The following is a 17,991-nucleotide window of genomic DNA, read 5'->3' on the forward strand; positions in this document are numbered from 1 at the left end:
GGGGTTGCAGCCGCCGCGTCCGCTCGCTCAGGTCGATGAGTCAGCGCCAGCTCAGCGCCGGCGAAGGACGACCACGGCGACGTCTACCTGGATCTCCGGTGCGGCCGACTACATCAGCATTCGGGCGCAGAAGCGGTCCAGGTTGTCGTCGACCGGGGCGGAGACCGCGGCGAGCGCGGCCATCCCCTCGTCGATGGTCGCGTCCCGCCGCTCGATCAGCCCGTCGGTGTAGAACACCAGCGTCGCCCCGGCCGGCAGCACGAACTCCAGGTCGGCGGGGCGTGGCGCACGGACGCCGAGCAGCGGCGCGGAGTGCTGCACGAACTCGACCTTGCCGTCCATGCTGAGCACCGGCGGAAGGTGCCCGGCGCTGGCCAGCCGGACCCGCCCGGTCGGTGGGTGCAGCAGGAGTACGCAGAGCGTGGCGATCTCGTTGGGCAGCAGTGTCCGCATCAGCTCGTTGACCCGGTGCAGGATCTCGCCGGGCTGGTGCCCCTCGACCGCGTACGCCCGCACCGCGTGCCGCAGCTCGGCCATCACCGTCGCCGCGTGCAGCGAGTGGCCGGCCACGTCCCCGATCGCCAGCAGCAGGTGCCCGTCGAGCATCACCAGTTCGTAGAAGTCGCCGCCCACCTCGGTCTGCGCGCTGGCCGGCTCGTAACGCACGGCGAGATCCAGGCCGGCGACGGTGGGCAGCCCGCGTGGGAGCAGGCTGCGTTGGAGGGTGACCGCGATCCGGTGCTCCTCGTCGAACGAGCGCTGCCCCTCCACGGCCGCCGCCACCGCCTGGGCGAGCTGCTTGAGCACCGGGGTCCGCGCGGTCTGGGTGGCGGTCGGGACCACCACGTACAGCGGGGCCCGGTCCTCGCGCAGCCGGGCGGCGGCGACGGTCACCGTGTCGTCCGCCGGCCAGTCGACCAGCGCCCAGCTCGCCGGGGTCTGCACCCGGACCGTGGCACCGGTCGGCACTCCGGTGTCGTCGACGACCCACGGCACCACGGCGGCCGCCGCGCCGGGGCCGGCGCAGATCCCCGCGAGACAGTCCCCGTCGAAGGTCTCGGCGATCACCGCCGCCGGGCTCTTGAAGATCTGTGCGGCACCCTCGGCGGCGGCCTCCAGCAGGCGTGCGAAGGTCGGTGCGGCGTGCACCGCCACGGTCGTGTCGGCCAACCCGAGCAGCCGCTCGGCCAGCAACTCGGCGCGCTGCCGGGCCTGGTAGTAGCGCAGGACCGCCCGGGTGGTGGCGATCAGCTCTTCTGGCTCGATCGGCTCGGTCAGGTACGCGTCCGCACCCCGGGTCAGCCCCTGGGCGCGGTCGGCCACGTCCACCGCGTGCGCCGACACGTGGATCACCGGCATCGCCGGGTGCCGGGCCTTGATCTGTTCGCAGACCTCGTACCCGCTCAGGTCCGGCAACCGGACGTCGAGGACGACCAGGTCGATGCGGTCCACCTCGACCCGCGCCAGCGCCTCGGCGCCGTTCTCGGCCTCCAGCACGGTGAAGCCGGCCCGGGTCAGCCAACTGACCAGCAGGTAACGCTTGGTACGACTGTCATCGACGACCAGGATGGTTGCCGGCATGCCGTCCATGTCGTCACGCCCCGCCGGTGGGCAGGGAGACGATGAATGTGCTGCCCCGGCCCGGCTCGCTGGAGAGCTCCAGCGTCCCGCCGAGCAGTGTCACCAACCGCCGGGCGTACGGCAGGCCGAGGCCGGTGCCGCCGACCCGGGTGGCGCCCGGCACCTGGTAGAACTCCTCGAAGATCCGGTCGTGCAGCTCGGTGGCGATGCCGGGCCCGGTGTCGCTGACCTCGAAGTTCCACCGGTCGCCGTGCTGGCGGGCCCGCAGCCGCACCTCACCGCGCTCGGTGAACTTCAACCCGTTGTGCAGCAGGTTGCGCAGCACCTGACCGAGCAGCACCTCGTCGGTACGCAGCAGTGCCGGCTCGGTCGGCTCCTCCACGACCAGCTCCACCCCCGGGCGGGTGGCCAGCGCGCGCAGTGTGCCGCGCAGTTGACCGAGAACCGACCGCAGGTCGACGTCCGTCAGGTCCGGCTCGATCCGGCCGGACTCCGCCTTGGCCAGGTCCAGTAGTTCGTTGACCAGGTTGAGCAGGTCCGCCGCGGACGAGCGGATCAGATCGATCTGGCGGCCCTGCTCGTCGGTGAGCGGATCGGAGGCGGAGTCGGTGAGCAGCCGCCCCAACCCGATGATCGCGGTGACCGGGGCGCGCAGCTCGTGGCTCACGTTGGCGAGGAACCGGCTCTTCGACTCGCTCGCCGCACGGAGCTGGGCCGACTTCTCGTCCAGCTCGGCGTAGAGGGCGACGACGCCCCGGTTGGTCTCCTCCAACTCCTCGGTGAGCTGGTTGTAGAGGGCCAGCACGCCCCGGTTGGTCTCGGCCAGTTCCTCGTTGAGCACGGCCAGCTCGTCGCGTTGGCTGCGCACCTCGTCGAGGGCGGCGATGAGTTGCCCGTTCTGCACCGTCAACTCGTCCAGCGCGCTGCCCGGCGCGGTACGACCGAGTTCGGCACGGAACTCGGCGAGCCGCTCCGGGGTTGGCGTCGGCGCGCTGGCCGGAACTCGTCGGGACATCCTCACGACCGTAACCCCCTCGACGGTCGACACGCTCAACGAGTCGACCAGTCGGGACACCGCGCCGGACTGCGGCTGGTATCGGCCGTCCGGGAGCGGCGCCACCGGGGCCAGGTCGGCGCGCAGGTGGAACCGGCCGTCGGCGCCCCCGTCGATGTGGAAGGAGACGTCCGCGCCGCCGGTCGTCCGCAGCAGGTCCCGGGCGACCTCGCTGAGCGCGGTGGCGATCCGGACCTGGTCCTGGTGTTCCAGACCGACCACCGCGGCGACCTCGCGGCCCCGCTGACGGATCACGAAGATGTCCTGCTCGACCCGCAGCGCCATCTGCAACAGCGGCAGCGCGGCCGGCTCGCCGGTCATGTCCAGGACCTCGCGACCAGTACGCAGGCGTCGTCGCGTCGCACACCCGCGTCGCGTAGGAGGGTCGCCGCCATGACCAGCGGGGATCGCTGGGCCAGACCCGGGTAGTCGGCCAACCGCCAACGGTCGACCACCCCGTCGCTGTGCATCACCAGCCGGGCACCCGGACCGAGTGGGTAGTCGTACTCCCGGATCGTCGGCCGCTGGTGACCGGCGATGCCGGGCAGCGACACCAGCCCTCGCCGGTGGCCGTCGCCCTCGACGACGACGCCGGCGATGTTGCCCAGGCCGGCGTAGCGCAGCACACCGGCCGTCGGTGCCAGCTCGGCGACCGCGAGCGCCGCGCCCCGGGTGTGCGACATGCTCCGGTGCAGGTGACCGACCACCGCCGCCGGCGGGCCGGCCGGGGCGTCGCGGAACGCGGCCAGCGCCGCGTCGGTGGCGGCAGCGGCCAGCGGGCCGTGCCCCAACCCGTCGCTGACCAGCACCTGGTGCCGCCCGTCGGCGACCCGGACGGCGTACCCGTCGCCGCTGACCGTCTCACCGGACAGCGGTCGGGTGAGGGCGCCGGCCCAGGACGGCTGGGCCGGCTCCGCCGGCCAGACCTGCACGGCGAGGACGGTGCCCTTGCCCGGCAGCGAATATCCGTCGAACCAGCTGGCCTGCCGCACGATGGCACCCAGGCCGATGCCGAGGGTGCCGGTGGTGGAGTGCCCGTCCTGGGACGAGACGGTCAGGTCGGCCATGCCGGGCCCGGAGTCGATGGCGATCAGCTCCACGCCCGCCTGCCCCGCACGGCGGACCGGCCGGAGCAGCAGCACACCGTCGTCGGCGTGCTTGACCAGGTTGCTGGTCAGCTCGGCGGCGACGATGGCCAGGTCGGCGATGCGCGCCGCACCCATTTCGACCTGCGCACCGAGGCGTTCGGCGGCGCGCCGGACGGCGCTCGCCGCGCTGCTGGCCTCCACGCGGAACCAGATGCCACTGTCGGTGACCGCCTCGGCGTTCACCGGGACCACTTGGTGACCGTGATCCGTGTGCCGGTCTCCGGCGAAGTCTCGATCTCGAATTCGTCGACCAGTCGGCGGGACCCGCTCAGCCCGAGGCCGAGCCCGCCACCGCTGGTGTAGCCGTCGGTCATGGCCAGATTCAGGTCGGCGATGCCCGGCCCGGAGTCGGCGAAGACGATCCGGACGCCCTTGCGTCGGCCGTTGTCCACGGTCGTCACCTCGACCGAGCCGCCACCGCCGTACACCAGGGTGTTGCGGGCCAGCTCGCTCGCCGCGGTGACCACCTTGGTCTGGTCGACGAGGGACAGCTTGACGGCCACCGCAACGGCGCGGACCAGCTGCCGGACGCGCACCACGTCCTCGTCGCTGCGAACCGACTGCGCCTGCGGCTGGCCCAGGTCGATGCCCGCGGTCACGACGAGGCCGTCTCGGCGTCCGGATCGTCGTCGAGCTGGTAATCGAGCTCGTCGGCGTGGGCCGCTGCGATCAGCTCCATGCCGCGCTCGACGTTGAGGGCGGTACGGATGCCGTTCAGCGACAGCCCCAGTTCGACAAGGGTGATGGCGACGGCTGGGCGCATCCCGACCACCACTGTCTCCGCGTCGAGCACCTTGGAGATCGAGGCGATCGTGGAGAGCATCCGCCCGACGAAGGAGTCGACGATGTCCAGCGCGGTGATGTCGATGATGACGCCGTGGCAGCCGGTGTCCACGATCCGCTCGGCGAGATCCTCCTGGAGCTGCACGGCCGTCTGGTCGGACATGTCCAGCTGGATGGAGACGAGCAGGATGTCGCCGATCTTGAGAATCGGCACGCGTTCCATCAGACGCCCCGGCGCGGCTGGCGACGGGCGGTCTCCACCCCGCTGAGCCGCAGCACGTGACGCAGCGCGTCGGCGAGGCTCGCCTTGGTGGCGATGTCGCCGAACTCGATGCCGAGCGCGACGATGGTCTGCGCGATCTGCGGACGGATGCCGGAGATGATGCAGTCGGCGCCCATCAGCCGGGCGGCCACCACGGTCTTCAGGATGTGCTGGGCGACCTGGGTGTCCACCGCCGGGACGCCGGTGATGTCGATGATCGCGTACGGGGAGCCGGTGTCGACCAGGGTCTGCAGCAGCCGCTCCATCACCACCTGGGCTCGGGCCGAGTCCAGGGTGCCGACCAGCGGGACGGCGACCACGCCCTCCCAGAGCTTGACCACCGGCGTGGAGAGTTCGAGCAACTGCTCGGCCTGGTCGGCGATCAGGCTCTCCCGGGTGCGGACGAAGCTCTCGAAGGTGAACAGGCCCATCTCGTCGACCAGCTTGGAGAAGGCGACGAAGTCGTGCAGGGCGGTGGCGCCGCCGGCCTCCTGCACCAGCTCGGCCAGCACGTCCTTGAGCGCGAAGATGCTGATCGTCGTTTCGGTGGCCGAGAAGCCCTGCCGAGCCCGACCACGGGACAGCTCGGTAAGCGCGGCCCGCAACTCGGCCGCGTTCTCGCTGGCCAGATCGATCTCACCGTGCTGACCGGTGGCGACGATGGCACGGTGCAGGTCCTCGACCTGACGGCGCAACTCGGCCTGACTCAGCCGGCCCCGCAACGAACTGGTGACGATCTCGGTCCACCGAGTCGTGACCCGTTCGGCCTGCCCGCCGAGCAGCGCAGCGAGCCGACCACTTTCTTCGGTGCTCAACGCCATTTCGAACCCCCTTGACCTGGACCGGGCGGACTCTATCACCGGGGCCTGATCAACTACTTGCCCCGTAGCAACGGAATGACGACCGCCACCGGATGCCGGCTCCCGTTCTGCGTTCGACCCCGGTCGTGGGATACCGTTCCCCCGATAACAGGAGGTCTGGCGAATGTCCTTGACGGTGCACACGGAACAGCGCGGCGACGTGGTCGTCGTGTCGGTCGCGGGCGAGCTGGACATGGCTACCGCACCGCAGCTTCAGGACCAGATCACCGACCTGCTCGACAAGGGCCGCAGCCGGCTGGTGTTCGACCTGGCGGACGTCTCGTTCTGCGACTCGACCGGGTTGTCGGTCTTCGTCCGCGCCAAGAACAGCTGCGACGAGGCTGGTGGCGTGGTCCGGTTGGCCGCACCGCAGCGCGGGGTGCTGCGCATCCTCGAGGTGAGCGGGCTGGTCGAGGTGCTGCACACCTACCCGACGGTGGACGAGGCAGTCGCCGGCGAATCGGCACCTGCTTCCTCCTGACCGCCGCCCTCTCACTCGTCCTCGACGTAGCGGGGACGAGCGATCGCCATGCCCGCCGTGGTCTGCACGGCGAGGGCGCCCAGCAGGAACCCGATCGGCGCGGTCCAGCCTCCGGTGACCTCGTAGAGGATGCCGACCATCAGCGGGCCGAGAGCGGCGATCACGTACCCGGTGCTCTGCGCGAACGCGGAGAGCGCGACGGTCCCCTCGGCGGTGCGGGCACGTAGACCGATGGCGGTCAGGATCATCGGGAACGCGCCCTGGCCGATCGCCAGGAGGGCGACCCAGAGCAGCGCGGCGCGGTGCGGCGCGAGGGCCAGACCCAGGTAGGCCAGCGCCGACGCGGTGGTGAGACCGAGCACCAGCGGCCGCAGACTCCCCAGCCGGCCGGCCAGGGTGGGCATCAGCAGCGCGATCGGCACGCCGAGCGCGGTCACCCCGGCGAGCAGCAGCCCGGCCGACTCGGGCTGGTAGCCGGCGTCGCGGAACAGCTGGGCCAGCCAGCCCATGATCGCGTACCCGCTGAGCGACTGCGCCCCGAAGTACACGGCCATCGCCCAGCCGAGTCGGGTCCGCGCCGGCCGAACCCGCGCCGGCGCCGCAGCGACCGCCGTCGGGGTCGCCCGCCGCGCGCCCGCCCGGGTCCGCAGCGCCAGCGGCACCCACGGGAGTACGGCCACCGCGGCCATCGCGGCCCACACGCCGAGCCCGGCCCGCCACGACCCGAAGGCGTGCGCGATGGGCACCGCGGAGGCGGCGGCCACCGTCGTTCCCACGGTCAACGCCATCGTGTACGCCCCGGTGACCAGGCCGGTGCGGTGCGGGAAGTGCTGTTTGACGAGCATCGGCAGCAGGATGTTGGCGACCGCGATGCCGGACAGCGCGAGCGCACTGGTGAGCACGAAGACCCAGGTCGAGTCGGTGACGACCCGGAGCACCTGGCCGACGGCGAGGGCGAGCATGGCGACCACCAGCACCCGGGCCGGCGCCACCCGGCGCACCAGCCACGGGGTGAGCGCGCCGAGGCCGGCGAACGCGATGGTCGGCAGGGTGGTGACCAGACCGGCGGTGGCGCCGGAGAGGCCCAGCCCGTCGCGGACCTCGTCGAGCAGTGCGCCGAGGCTCGTCACCACGGCGCGCAGGTTGAGCGCGACCAGCAGCATCCCGACCAGCACGAGCGCGCCACCGGTGGCCGGGTGCGTCCGTCGACCCGTACCCGGGTCCCGCGTGGGGCGGGGATCGACGGCGACGGGAGCGGGGGGCGCCGGAGCGGCGGTCGGTGGCGGGGTCATGACCTCTAACCTACAATCATGGGATGAATTTGGGACCGGTGATGTAACCAGTGCCACCGTCGGTTGATTTCCCCTCCGCGCCGCCCGTGCCGCCCCACGGCCAGACCGCCGTGCCGCCCCGCGGCCACCGGGTCCGGCAGACGATCGAGCAGCTCCGCGCCCGGATCCTGGGCGGTGAGTGGCCGGTCGGCGGGCGCATCCCCACCGAGCCGCAGCTCGTCGCCGCGCTGGGCGTGGGGCGCAACACGGTCCGCGAGGCGGTCCGAGCCCTCGTGCACGCCGGGGTGCTGGAGTGCCGGCAGGGCTCCGGCACGTACGTGGTGTCCACCGACGAACTGGCACCGGTGGTGGCCCGCCGCCTCGGCGACGACCGGATGACCGAGGTCATCGAGGTGCGCCGGGCCTTCGAGGTGGAGGCCGCCCGGCTCGCCGCGTTGAGGCGTACACCCGAGGACCTGGCGGCGCTCGACGGCGCGCTCACCGAGCGCGAGGCCGCCTGGCACGGCGGCCGGGTCGACGCGTTCGTCGAGGCCGACGCGGCGCTGCACACGGCGGTGGTCGCCGCCGCCCACAACGCCATGCTCGCCGAGCTGTACGCCTCGGTCGGCACCGCCCTGCGCAGCACGGTCGCCGAGGCGATGGGGGGAGCGCTCACCCCCGAGCGCTACGTCGACCACACCCGACTGGTCGAGGCGATCCGGGCCGGCGATCCGGGCCGGGCGGCGATCGAAGCCGGCGCTTTTCTGGAACCCGCCGAACGGGCATAGGTTGTGCCGGACAGAAAAGCGGACACCTCGGGAGTACGAATGCTCAAGGGCTTCAAAGACTTCATCATGCGCGGCAACGTCGTCGACCTGGCCGTCGGTATCGTCATCGGTGCCGCTTTCACGGGCGTGGTCACCCAACTCACCAAGTCGTTCCTCGAACCCCTCATCAAGGCGGTCGGTGGGGGCACTGGCCTATCGGCCGGGAGGTGGGAGATCACCAAGGGCAACTACATGGACTGGGCGGGGTTCATCAACGCCCTGATCACGTTCGTGCTGACCGCCGCGGTGCTCTACTTCTTCGTGGTGTTCCCCATGAACAAGCTTGCCGAGCGTCGGCAGCGGGGCGAGGAGCCGCCGCCGGCGGCGCCGAGCGAGGAGGTCAAGCTGCTCACCGAGATCCGGGACGCGCTGGTCTCCGCCGGCCACACCACCCCCGGTCAGCAGCGCGGGGCACTGGACGACGTGCTGGGCCGCCGGACCGAACCCCCGGCGCCGCGCTGACGCGAACGAGATGCACATCGGCCCCTGCGGGAATCCCGCAGGGGCCGCATCTTCTCGTACGTGTGTTCGATAGAGTCCCGCCATGGAGCAGCGGAAGCACTGGTGGAACGGGAAGTGGGGGCGGCTGGCCCGGCGGGACGTCTTCCTGCGGGTGGACGCCGACCGGTGGCACGTCGAGCAGCGGGCCGGCGGCGCCGAGGGCATTTCCCGGTTCTACGAGTACGGCAGTGCGGACGAGGCTGAGGACACCGTCCGGGCGCTCCTCGACGGCCCGGACACCTGGCGGGAGCTGTCTCCACGCCCGCCGGGCAGCTGGACCCTGCCGAACGGCTGAGCAACCGTCCGCCGCCCGTCGCCCGTCGTCCGTCGTCCGTCGTCCGCCGCTCGCCGCCCGCCACCGCCGGGCCTGACGGCGGTCGGTCGTCACCCGCCGCCCCGACCCGCCCGGCGTGGATCCGCAGCGGCGGCCACCGCCGCGGGAACTGACTGCGGTCGGTCGTCGCCCCTCACCGCCACAGGATCTGGGGGCGGTGGCGCTTTCGAGGGTGATGACTCACCGGCATATTTATGCCTGTGAGTCATCACGCCCTCAAGGGTGGGCCGCGCCGGCACCGCAGGCGGCGATCACGCCGACCAACCTCATTGCCTGCCTGCGCCTGTCACCCCTGCGCGATGCACGCGCCGGCCATCCGGGGATTCTTCGGTCGCCTGCCACCTGCGCTGCCCGCGCGGCTGAGGTGGGAGGCGGGTAGCAGGCCGGGAGCGGGCAGCGGACCGAGCGGCGGGCAGCGGGCCAAGCGGCGGGCAGCGGGCCGAGCAGCGGGCAGCGGGCAGCGGGCCGAGCGGCGGGCAGCGGGCCGAGCAGCGGGCAGCGGCAGCGGCAGCGGCAGCGTTTAGCGTCGCACCGCTCTGGGAACCGCGGTGGGATGGACCAGCAGGACGAGCAGCAGGCGACCATCTCGCGGATCACCACCGGGATGCCGGTGATCGACTCAGCCGGCACCGAGGTCGGGACCGTGGACCTCGTCCAGCGGGGCGACCCGAATGCGGTGACCGTCCAGACATCGACCGCCGACCCGGGCAGCAGTCTGGACGAGCTGATCGAGTCGACCGCCGTCGAGGAGCCCGACGTCCCGGCCGACCTGGCGGCGCGGCTGCTGCACAGCGGCTACCTGAAGGTCTCGACCGAGTTGACCCGCACGGGCGCGGTGTACGTACCGGCCGACCGGATCGGGTCGGTGGCCGACGGCCGGGTCCTCCTGGCCGTCGGCATGGCCGACCTGCCGCCCGAGGAGTAGCCCCACCACCTTGATCGACTCGGGTTCACGGAAGTCGGGGTGTCCAGAGCCTTGGGACACCCCGACTTCATGAATCCCGAGTGGATCTTCCCGGCACGGCGGGAGCGGGCTGGCCCGGCACGGCGGAAGCGGGCTGGCCCGGCACGGCGGGAGCCGACTGGCCCGGCACGGCGGGCACCACCTGACCCGGCACGGCGGCGGGTGGGCGGCGGCGATGGAAGAGCAGCAGCATCAGGCAGCCCGCGACCAGACCCCAGAACGCCCCGCCCACGCCGATCAACGTGACCCCGGAGGCGGTCACCACGAAGGTGACCACTGCGGCCTCCCGGGTCGTCGGGTCGGTCACCGCCGCGGCGAGCGCGGTCGCGAGGGCGCCCAGCAGGGCCAGCCCGGCGACCGCCTCGATGAGGATCGGCGGGGCGACCGCGACCAGCGCGGTGGCCACGCCGGCACCCAACCCGAGTAGGGCCAGTCCGACGCCGGCGGTGACCGAGGCGACCCACCGGCGCTCCGGGTCCGGGTGCGCGTCGGGGCCGGCGGCGAGGGCGGCGGTGATCGCCGCGAGGTTCACGGCGTGCCCACCGGCCGGGGCGGCCAGCAGGCTGGCCAGGCCGGTGGCCCGCAGCGCGGCGCCGAACGGGGGCCGGTATCCGTAGCCGACCAGCACGGCCATGCCGGGTACGTTCTGCGCGGCCATGGTGACCAGGAACAGCGGAAGGGCCAGGCCGACCAGCGCGGACGCGTTCCAGGCCGGCGCGGTCAGCGTGACCGACGGGATCAGCGCGGCACCGGTCAGGCCGGCCGGCGGTGTGGTCAGCGCGATCGCCACCACCGCGACCACCAGCGCGCCGGGCACCGCCCAGCGGCGGGCGAACCGGTGCAGCAGCAGCCAGCCGACCACCACCGGCCCGGCCACCAGGGGCAGCTCGACCAGCGCGCGGACCGGGGCGGTGCACAGCGGCAACAGCACCCCGGCGAGCATCGCGCCGGCCACCGGCTTGGGAATGGCGGCCACGGCGCGGCCGAGTGGTGGGAACAGCCCGGCCGCGACGATCAGCACTCCGGAGACGAGGAAGGCGCCCACCGCGACCGGCCATCCGCCCGGGGGCGGCCCGGTCGCGACCAGCAGCGCCGCACCGGGGGTGGACCAGGCCACGCTCATCGGTATCCGGTGCCGCCAGCCCAGCCAGGCGGCGGCGAGCCCGCACGTCACGCAGAGGGCGAGCAAGCCGGAGGCGGCCTGCGCGTCCGTCGCGCCGGCCGCGCGGAGCCCGGCCAGCACGACGGTGAACGAGCTGGCGAAGCCGACCAGCGCGGTGACCACGCCGGCCAGCACCGGTTGCACGTGTCCGGTCATCCCACCCTCCCAGCCGTTCCGTTTACGGAACGGAAGCGTGTAGCACGATAGCCGGGTGCCGCACCCACCACCAGCCCGCCGTCCGGACCTCGACGTCGACCCCGCCATCGTCGGTCGCCGGGTCCGCGCGCTGCGCGAGGAGCGGGGAATCTCGCTGTCCGCACTCGCCCGACTCGCCGGCGTCGGAAAGGCCACCCTCTCCGGCCTGGAGCACGGCACCCGCAACCCGACCCTGGAGACGCTCTGGGCGGTCACCGCGCAACTCGGCGTACCGCTGACCGCCGTGCTGGCCGAACCGTCCGACGAGCCCACCGTGCACGGCACCGCGGTCAGCGCCACGCTGCTGGAGGTGTTCACCGACACCGACGCGACCTACGAGCTGTACCGGATGCGGGTCGCGCCCGGGCCCGGGCAGCTCTCCCCCGCCCACCAGGCGGGCGTCACCGAGCACGTCACCGTCTTCGCCGGGGTGTTGCGCGCAGGCCCGGCCGACGCGCCGCTGACCGCCTCGGCCGGCGGTCACCTCCGCTGGGTGTCGGACGTGCCGCACACGTACGCGGCGGTGGGTGACGAGGAGGTCGCCGCCAGCCTGCTGCTGCGCTATCCGCGCGGCTGACCGCCTCAGTCCACCGGGGCGGGCACCGGCGGTCGACGGCGTACCGCCCAGAGCGCGACCTCGGTGCGCGACGCCGAGCCGGTCTTGCGCAGCAGGTTCGACACGTGCACGGTGACCGTGCGCACCGAGATGCCGAGCGCCTTCGCGACCTGCTTGTTCGACATCCCGTCGACCAGGCAGCCCAGCACCTCGACCTCCCGGGCGGTCAACTCCGGGTCGACAGCCGCCACCGGATCGACCGGTGGACGCGGCTCGGGCAGTCGCCGGAGCAACGCCTCCGGCCCGTCTCCGGCGTGCGCGGCCAGCAACTCGGTCAGCGCGTACGGGTTGCCGCCGGTGCACCGCCAGAGCGAGGCGACCAGCCGGTCGGACGGGTCGCAGCCCTCGTACACCTGGGTGAGGACCTCGGCGACCTCGGCCTGGCGCAGCGGGCCGAGGTGCTGGCGGACGGCGCCGCGGACCCCACTGAGCCGGGCGAGCGCACGGCGGGTCAGCTCCGGCGCCACCGCGTCGGCGGGCGGACGGCTGGCCACCACCAGCAGGGCGGGCAGTTCGGCCACGGTGGCCAGCTCACCGATCAGGTTGACGCTGGCCGGGTCGAGCGCGTGCAGGTCCTCCACCACGAGCACGGCCGGGCCGACGCCGACCAACAGTTGGACGGTCCGCACGGCGAGGCGCAGCAGGGTGCCGGGCGCGTACCGCTCGCGGGGTGCGGTGGGCTGCTGGGCCAGCCACGCCAGCGCGTCCGGCGGCAGGGCGAGCCGACCGGTGTCCCGCCCGGTGAGCACGGCGGCCAACCAGTCGTACGGGGCCGGGCCGTGCACCCGGGCGGCCCCGGAGAGGATCATCGCGGGACGCGGGGCGAAGGCGTCCACAGCGGCGGCGACCAGCAGACTCTTGCCCACTCCCGCCGCACCGGTGATCACCGCGACGGTCGGCGCGGAGCGGCCGGCCGCCGACACGACGGACCACGCGCGGTCGAGCTCGGCAAGCTCGCCGGCGCGTCCGACCATGGACACCGGCATCATTTCTCAACCCTACGCAGTAGTGCGTAGAGACGAAGGCAGGGTCTTCTTGGCAAGCTTGACCCCATGACGCTGATCCTCCGCTCGGTCATCCTCAATGACATCGGCTTGATTCGCACCAACAACGAGGACTCCGCCCTCGCCGGTGACCGCCTGATCGCCGTCGCCGACGGCATGGGCGGGCTGCCCGCGGGCGAGGTGGCGAGCGAGATCGTGATCCGGATCCTGGACGAGCTTGCCCCGCCCACCGAGCCCGACGCCGCCGCTGACGCCCTACGTGCCGTGGTCAGCACCGCCAACCAGCGCATCCACGCCGCCATTACCGTCGACCCGACCCGCGACGGGATGGGCACGACGCTCACCGCGGCGCTGCTGGCCGGGGAGACGCTGGTGCTGGCCCAGGTCGGCGACTCCCGCTGCTACCTGCTGCGCGACGCGGAGCTGACCCAGCTCACCCGGGACGACACGTTCGTGCAGGCGCTGGTCGACCAGGGCACGCTCTCCCCCGACCAGGCCCGTCACCACCCGCAGCGGTCCCTGGTGACCCGGGCCGTGCAGGGCGCCGACACCCCACCGGCGATCGGGGTGCTCACCGTGGCCCCCGGCGACCGACTGCTGCTGTGCAGCGACGGGCTCTCCGACTACGTCGAGGACGACGCCATCGCGGCGGCGCTGGGCATGTACGCCGACCGCCAGCAGTGTGGCGAGCAGTTGGTGAAGCTCGCGCACCACGCCGGCGCACCGGACAACGTGACCGTCGTGGTCTCCGACGTCGTGGCCCGCTGACCTCGCCGGACCCGTTCGACGGTTTCGCGGAACCGGCCGAACCGGATCCGGTCGTCCCGGTAGGTAGTTGTGCCATCTAGGTTGCCCCGCTACTGTCCGACCCGTGGATTCCGACCGGCGCGGGCAGTGGCTGCGGGGGGTGCTCGACATCTGCGTGCTGGCCCTGCTGGCCGACCGCGAGTCCTACGGCTACCAGCTCGCCCAGGCGCTCGACGCCTCGGGCGTCGGGCCCATCCAGGGCGGCACGCTCTATCCGGTGCTGCTGCGCCTGCAGAAGACCGGCCTGGTGACCGCGCAGTGGCGGGAGGGCAGCGCCGGGCCGGCCCGCAAGTACTACCGGCTCACCGACGACGGGTACGCGGCACTCCGCGCGGGCGGCAGCGCCTGGCTCACCTTCGTGCAGCCGGTGAACGACATCGTCACGAAGGGGGTCACCCGGTGAACGCCGACGATTGGCTGCGGACGCTCACGGCCGAGCTGCACCAGCGCCGGGTCGCGGCGGACGCCGCCCGGCACGTGGTCGCCGAGGCGGCCACGCACCTGCGCGAGGGTGGTGGCGACCCCTGGGTCGTCTTCGGTCCACCCCAGCAGTACGCGGGCGCGGTCGTGGAGAGCATCGGCACCGCGCCCGGACCACGCCCCGGGCCGGTCCGGCTGCACGCGGCGGGCATCACCAAGCGGTACGGGCGGCGGACCGTGCTGCACGACGCCACGCTGACCGTCCGGGCCGGACAGATCGCCGCCGTCGTCGGCGCGAACGGCTGCGGCAAGAGCACCTTCCTGCGGATCTGCGCCGGACTGATCTCACCCGACGCCGGCGAGGTGACCGTCTCCGGGCAGCTCGGCTACTGCCCACAGTCCGGCGGCACCGCCGACTTCCTGCTCGCCGACGAGCACTTCGTGCTGGTCGGCGCCGGTCAGGGCGTGGCCCGGGGTCCCGCCCGCCGGGCCGGTCGGGCGGCGGCGCGTCAGCTCGGCTGGGAGGCGGGCGGGGACGTGCAGGCCCGCCACCTGTCCGGCGGCACCCGGCAGAAGCTCAACCTGACCATGTCCACGCTCAGCGCCCCGGACGTGCTGCTGCTCGACGAGCCGTACCAGGGCTTCGACCAGGGCACGTACGTCAACTTCTGGGACCAGCTCAGCCGACTGCGCGACGGCGGCGCGGCGATCGTCGTGGTGACCCACCTGCTCAACCAACTCGACCGGGTGGACATCGTGCTCGACCTGACCCCTGCACAACAGGCCGGGTGGCACGCGCACGGCGTCCAGGGAGGCCACCTGTGAACCGGCTCCTCACCGTCGCCGAGATGACCCTGCGGGAGTTGCTGCGGCGTCGGGGCGTACTCCTGCTGTTGTTGTTGATGCCGTTGACCTTCTACCTGATCCGACGGGATGCCTACCTCGGGCAGTCGGTCCGGTCGCTGCTCCTCGGCGTGGGGTGGGCGGTGAGCACCGCCGCCCTGTTCGCCACCACCGCGGCTCGGGAGTTGGAGCCGAGGCTGCGGCTGGCCGGTTACCGTCCACACCACCTCTACCTCGGCCGGGTGCTCGGCCTGTGGACGGTGGGGCTGGTCATCTCCGTGCCGTTCTTCCTGCTCCCCATGATCGACGGCGCGGACCTGCGGTACGGCGGCCTGGCCGCCGCGCTGCTCTGCTCCGTCGCGGTGGCGGCGCCGTTCGGGATGCTGATCGGCGCGCTGCTGCCCCGCGAGATGGAGGGGACGCTGCTGCTGCTCACCGTGGTCACGGTGCAGATGTTGATCGACCCGGCCGGGTCCGGGGCGAAGTTGACGCCGTTCTGGTCGACCCGGGAGATCGCCACCTGGGCGGTGGACCACACCGACCAGGGCTACCTGGCCCGTGGCGTGCTGCACGGGCTCGTCGTCACCGCCCTGCTGGTCGTCGGCGTGGCTGCCGTGGTCAGTGTCCGCCTGCGCCGTCGTCGGCACCTGCGGCACCTGCCGGTCGGATGACCGGTGCGCCGGCGCCCGTGCGCCGGCCGGTGCCGGGTGCGCCGACCGCCGGTGCGGGCACGGATCCCGCCAATCGGGTTGCTGCGACCTGTGCGGCAGGCTGAGATGGGCGAATGACCATCCGCCGGGTGACCGCCGACGACCGTCTCACCACCAGCTTCCCGCTGGCCGCGTACGCCTTCGAGTCCTCGCCGCTCAGCGCGGCACGGATCGACGAGTTCCGCGACTACCTGCCCTACCAGGAGGGCAACCGGACGCTGGTCGCCGAGGAGGGCGGTGCCACGCTGGCCGCCGCGTCGGCCATTCCGATGCGGCAGAACCTGCGCGGGGTGGTGCTGCCGATGGCCGGCGTCGCCGGGGTGGCGACCCATCCGCTGGCCCGCCGGCAGGGGCACGTCCGGACGCTGCTGCACCAACTCTTCGACGAGATGCGCGACGAGGGGCATCTGCTCAGCGCGCTCTACCCGTTCCGGCCCAGCTTCTACGCCCGGTTCGGCTACGCCGGGCTGCCCAAGCCGCGCCAGGTCACCTTCACCCCGGGCAACCTCGCGTCACTGCTGCGGGTGGAGCTGCCCGGCGAGGTGAGCTGGGAGCGCATCGCCGCCGGCTATCCGGCCTGGCGGGCGTTCACCGAGCGCACCCTCCAGGAACGGCACGGCTTCTCGCTCTTTCCGGACTTCCGCGCGGTCGGGATGCGCGACCGGGACCAGTACTGGCTGCTCACCGCCCGCGTGGCCGGAGAGGTTACCGGCGCGGTGACGTACCGGATCGACGAACACGGCGGCACGCTGCACGGCAACGAGCTGCTGGTCGCCGACCCGCTCGCCCGGGCGTTGCTGTTGCAGTTCCTCGCCCGGCACGTCGACCAGATCGAGCGGATCACCGTCCAGGTCCCGCCCGACGAGTTGCCGGAGCTGTGGCTGACCGACCTGGACGTACACGTCGAGGCGCGGACGGCCGTTCCGGGTTCGTCCGCGCCGATGGCCCGGCTGCTGTCGCTGGACGCGTTGCGCGGGCTGCCCGCCGGTCCCGGCCGGGTGCGGGTCGAGCTGACCGGGGACCGATGGCTGGCCGGCACGCACCTGCTGGACGGCACGACCGGCGCGCTGGAGCTGGTCGGCGACACCGCCGACCGCACACCGACCGCCACCCTGACCGCAGCCGGCCTCTCCGCCCTCGCGTACGGGGTGCTGGACCCGGCCGAGCTGCCGTTGCGCGGCCTGGGTGAGGTGCCGGTGGACGCCGCCGCGGAGCTGCGCGGCATCTTCCCCCGCAGGGTGCCGTACCTCTTCGCCGACTTCTGAGACTTCCTCACGACCGGGTTTGTCGCCCCGGCGGGCGTGGGTAGGGACCCGCGAATGCCGGAGTGGTTACAGGCGGGTGGGTGGGGGCTGCTGGCCGGGTCGGCTCTGCTGGTCGGGGCGGCAGTCGGCTGGTTCGCCCGGGTGCCGCAGCGCGTCACCGCGTCGGTCATGGCGTTCGGGGCGGGCGTGCTGCTCTCCGCCGTGTCGTTCGAGCTGATCGCCGAGGCACACGAGCAGGGCGGCCTGCTGCCCACCGCGCTCGGCGCTGCCGTCGGAGCGGTCGTCTACACGCTGGCCAACGTGGCGCTCGCCCGGCACGGCGCGCGGCACCGGAAGCGCTCCGGCGACCAGCAGCCCTCCGAGAAGGAGCAGCCCGGCTCCGGGTCGGCGCTCGCCGTGGGCGCGTTGCTCGACGGCATACCGGAATCGGTGGTGATCGGCGCGAGCCTGCTCAGTGGTGGCACGGTCAGCCTGGTCACGGTGGCCGCGGTCTTCCTCAGCAACGTGCCGGAGGGCCTGTCCAGCGCGGCCGGTATGCGCCAGGCCGGCCGGACCAGGCGGTACGTCTTCCTGCTCTGGACCGGGATCGCCCTGATCAGCGGGGTCGCGGCGCTGCTCGGCAACACGGTGCTGGGCGGCGCCCCGCCGGAGGTGCTGGCCGGGATCACGGCACTGGCCGCCGGCGCGATCCTCGCGATGATCACCGACACCATGGTCCCCGAGGCGTTCGAGGACGCGCACCTGCTGGTCGGTCTGGTCACGGTCGCCGGCTTCCTGACCGCGTTCGCCCTCTCCCACAGCTGACCGGTCGCCGCGCCACAACCGGCGCGGCGGTCTGCGGGCGGGGCGGTGGGCGGCGGCGGTGGGCGGCGGCGGTCTGCGGGCGGCGCGGTGGGCGGCGGC

The 17,991-nt window shown here is 73.0% G+C and carries 21 protein-coding genes; 12 read left to right on the top strand and 9 right to left on the bottom strand.

The genetic code is table 11. The features are described 5' to 3' along the window. Window positions 1–108 precede the first annotated feature (108 nt). From LADH09A_RS01425 to LADH09A_RS01450, 6 genes are read right to left on the bottom strand one after another with little or no spacing between them, the layout of a single operon-like run. The gene (locus tag LADH09A_RS01425) at window positions 109–1,590 is read right to left on the bottom strand and encodes a SpoIIE family protein phosphatase (protein WP_238642911.1); all 1,482 of its coding nucleotides are present in this window, start codon (window positions 1,588–1,590) and stop codon (window positions 109–111) included. Window positions 1,591–1,594: 4 nt separating this feature from the next. Next, window positions 1,595–2,956, bottom strand: coding sequence for a sensor histidine kinase (locus LADH09A_RS01430; protein WP_238642912.1), 1,362 nt, complete (start codon window positions 2,954–2,956; stop codon window positions 1,595–1,597). Next, a complete protein-coding gene (locus LADH09A_RS01435) occupies window positions 2,953–3,975 on the bottom strand; it encodes a SpoIIE family protein phosphatase (protein ID WP_372492203.1) in 1,023 nt (340 codons plus the stop codon). Before LADH09A_RS01435 ends, LADH09A_RS01430 begins: the two co-directional genes overlap by 4 nt. Next, window positions 3,963–4,382, bottom strand: coding sequence for an anti-sigma regulatory factor (locus tag LADH09A_RS01440; RefSeq protein ID WP_238642913.1), 420 nt, complete (start codon window positions 4,380–4,382; stop codon window positions 3,963–3,965). The genes LADH09A_RS01435 and LADH09A_RS01440 overlap by 13 nt, the downstream gene beginning before the upstream one ends. Then, window positions 4,379–4,789, bottom strand: a complete 411-nt coding sequence (locus LADH09A_RS01445; RefSeq protein WP_238642914.1) for an STAS domain-containing protein — start codon at window positions 4,787–4,789, stop codon at window positions 4,379–4,381. The genes LADH09A_RS01440 and LADH09A_RS01445 overlap by 4 nt, the downstream gene beginning before the upstream one ends. Beyond that, the gene (locus LADH09A_RS01450) at window positions 4,789–5,649 is read right to left on the bottom strand and encodes an STAS domain-containing protein (RefSeq protein ID WP_238642915.1); all 861 of its coding nucleotides are present in this window, start codon (window positions 5,647–5,649) and stop codon (window positions 4,789–4,791) included. The genes LADH09A_RS01445 and LADH09A_RS01450 overlap by 1 nt, the downstream gene beginning before the upstream one ends. Before the next feature lie 163 nt (window positions 5,650–5,812). Here LADH09A_RS01450 and LADH09A_RS01455 point away from each other — a divergent pair, with 163 nt between their 5' ends. Further along, window positions 5,813–6,169, top strand: a complete 357-nt coding sequence (locus LADH09A_RS01455; protein ID WP_238642916.1) for an STAS domain-containing protein — start codon at window positions 5,813–5,815, stop codon at window positions 6,167–6,169. An 11-nt stretch (window positions 6,170–6,180) separates the two neighbouring features. Here LADH09A_RS01455 and LADH09A_RS01460 read toward each other — a convergent pair whose 3' ends face one another. Continuing rightward, window positions 6,181–7,461, bottom strand: a complete 1,281-nt coding sequence (locus LADH09A_RS01460; protein ID WP_372492204.1) for an MFS transporter — start codon at window positions 7,459–7,461, stop codon at window positions 6,181–6,183. Window positions 7,462–7,547: 86 nt separating this feature from the next. Here LADH09A_RS01460 and LADH09A_RS01465 point away from each other — a divergent pair, with 86 nt between their 5' ends. The 4 genes from LADH09A_RS01465 to LADH09A_RS01480 all read left to right on the top strand — a co-directional run bounded on the left by LADH09A_RS01465 (window position 7,548) and on the right by LADH09A_RS01480 (window position 10,027). Beyond that, the gene (locus tag LADH09A_RS01465) at window positions 7,548–8,228 is read left to right on the top strand and encodes a FadR/GntR family transcriptional regulator (protein ID WP_238642917.1); all 681 of its coding nucleotides are present in this window, start codon (window positions 7,548–7,550) and stop codon (window positions 8,226–8,228) included. A 39-nt stretch (window positions 8,229–8,267) separates the two neighbouring features. Then, window positions 8,268–8,729 carry a large conductance mechanosensitive channel protein MscL gene (mscL, locus tag LADH09A_RS01470; protein ID WP_238642918.1) on the top strand — a complete coding sequence of 154 codons (462 nt, stop codon included), beginning with the start codon at window positions 8,268–8,270 and terminating at the stop codon, window positions 8,727–8,729. Window positions 8,730–8,811: 82 nt separating this feature from the next. Continuing rightward, window positions 8,812–9,063: a hypothetical protein gene (locus LADH09A_RS01475; protein WP_238642919.1), complete on the top strand. Its 252-nt coding sequence runs from the start codon at window positions 8,812–8,814 to the stop codon at window positions 9,061–9,063. Window positions 9,064–9,655: 592 nt separating this feature from the next. Continuing rightward, window positions 9,656–10,027: a hypothetical protein gene (locus tag LADH09A_RS01480; protein ID WP_238642920.1), complete on the top strand. Its 372-nt coding sequence runs from the start codon at window positions 9,656–9,658 to the stop codon at window positions 10,025–10,027. 67 nt (window positions 10,028–10,094) lie between these two features. On the opposite strand, the gene LADH09A_RS01485 is transcribed toward LADH09A_RS01480, so the two are convergent. After that, the gene (locus LADH09A_RS01485; protein WP_238642921.1) at window positions 10,095–11,384 is read right to left on the bottom strand and encodes a benzoate/H(+) symporter BenE family transporter; all 1,290 of its coding nucleotides are present in this window, start codon (window positions 11,382–11,384) and stop codon (window positions 10,095–10,097) included. Window positions 11,385–11,439: 55 nt separating this feature from the next. On the opposite strand from LADH09A_RS01485, the gene LADH09A_RS01490 reads away from it, so the two are divergent. After that, window positions 11,440–12,000 carry an XRE family transcriptional regulator gene (locus LADH09A_RS01490; RefSeq protein WP_238642922.1) on the top strand — a complete coding sequence of 187 codons (561 nt, stop codon included), beginning with the start codon at window positions 11,440–11,442 and terminating at the stop codon, window positions 11,998–12,000. A 5-nt stretch (window positions 12,001–12,005) separates the two neighbouring features. On the opposite strand, the gene LADH09A_RS01495 is transcribed toward LADH09A_RS01490, so the two are convergent. Next, window positions 12,006–13,028 (bottom strand): response regulator transcription factor, encoded by a 1,023-nt coding sequence (locus tag LADH09A_RS01495; protein WP_238642923.1) that lies wholly within the window; start codon window positions 13,026–13,028, stop codon window positions 12,006–12,008. A 63-nt stretch (window positions 13,029–13,091) separates the two neighbouring features. Here LADH09A_RS01495 and LADH09A_RS01500 point away from each other — a divergent pair, with 63 nt between their 5' ends. From LADH09A_RS01500 to LADH09A_RS01525, 6 genes are all read left to right on the top strand, one after another. Further along, window positions 13,092–13,811 (top strand): PP2C family protein-serine/threonine phosphatase, encoded by a 720-nt coding sequence (locus tag LADH09A_RS01500; RefSeq protein WP_238642924.1) that lies wholly within the window; start codon window positions 13,092–13,094, stop codon window positions 13,809–13,811. 103 nt (window positions 13,812–13,914) lie between these two features. Then, window positions 13,915–14,253, top strand: a complete 339-nt coding sequence (locus LADH09A_RS01505; RefSeq protein ID WP_238642925.1) for a PadR family transcriptional regulator — start codon at window positions 13,915–13,917, stop codon at window positions 14,251–14,253. Continuing rightward, complete coding sequence (locus LADH09A_RS01510) at window positions 14,250–15,095, top strand: ABC transporter ATP-binding protein (protein WP_238642926.1); 846 nt, start codon at window positions 14,250–14,252, stop codon at window positions 15,093–15,095. Before LADH09A_RS01505 ends, LADH09A_RS01510 begins: the two co-directional genes overlap by 4 nt. Continuing rightward, complete coding sequence (locus LADH09A_RS01515) at window positions 15,092–15,784, top strand: ABC transporter permease (protein ID WP_238642927.1); 693 nt, start codon at window positions 15,092–15,094, stop codon at window positions 15,782–15,784. Before LADH09A_RS01510 ends, LADH09A_RS01515 begins: the two co-directional genes overlap by 4 nt. Window positions 15,785–15,897: 113 nt before the next feature. Continuing rightward, window positions 15,898–17,088 (top strand): GNAT family N-acetyltransferase, encoded by a 1,191-nt coding sequence (locus LADH09A_RS01520; protein ID WP_238642928.1) that lies wholly within the window; start codon window positions 15,898–15,900, stop codon window positions 17,086–17,088. Between the two features lie 54 nt (window positions 17,089–17,142). Beyond that, window positions 17,143–17,892: a ZIP family metal transporter gene (locus LADH09A_RS01525; RefSeq protein WP_238642929.1), complete on the top strand. Its 750-nt coding sequence runs from the start codon at window positions 17,143–17,145 to the stop codon at window positions 17,890–17,892. Window positions 17,893–17,991 lie beyond the last annotated feature (99 nt).

Source organism: Micromonospora cabrerizensis, from assembly GCF_022230955.1.
GTDB classification, from domain to species: Bacteria; Actinomycetota; Actinomycetes; order Mycobacteriales; family Micromonosporaceae; genus Micromonospora; species Micromonospora cabrerizensis.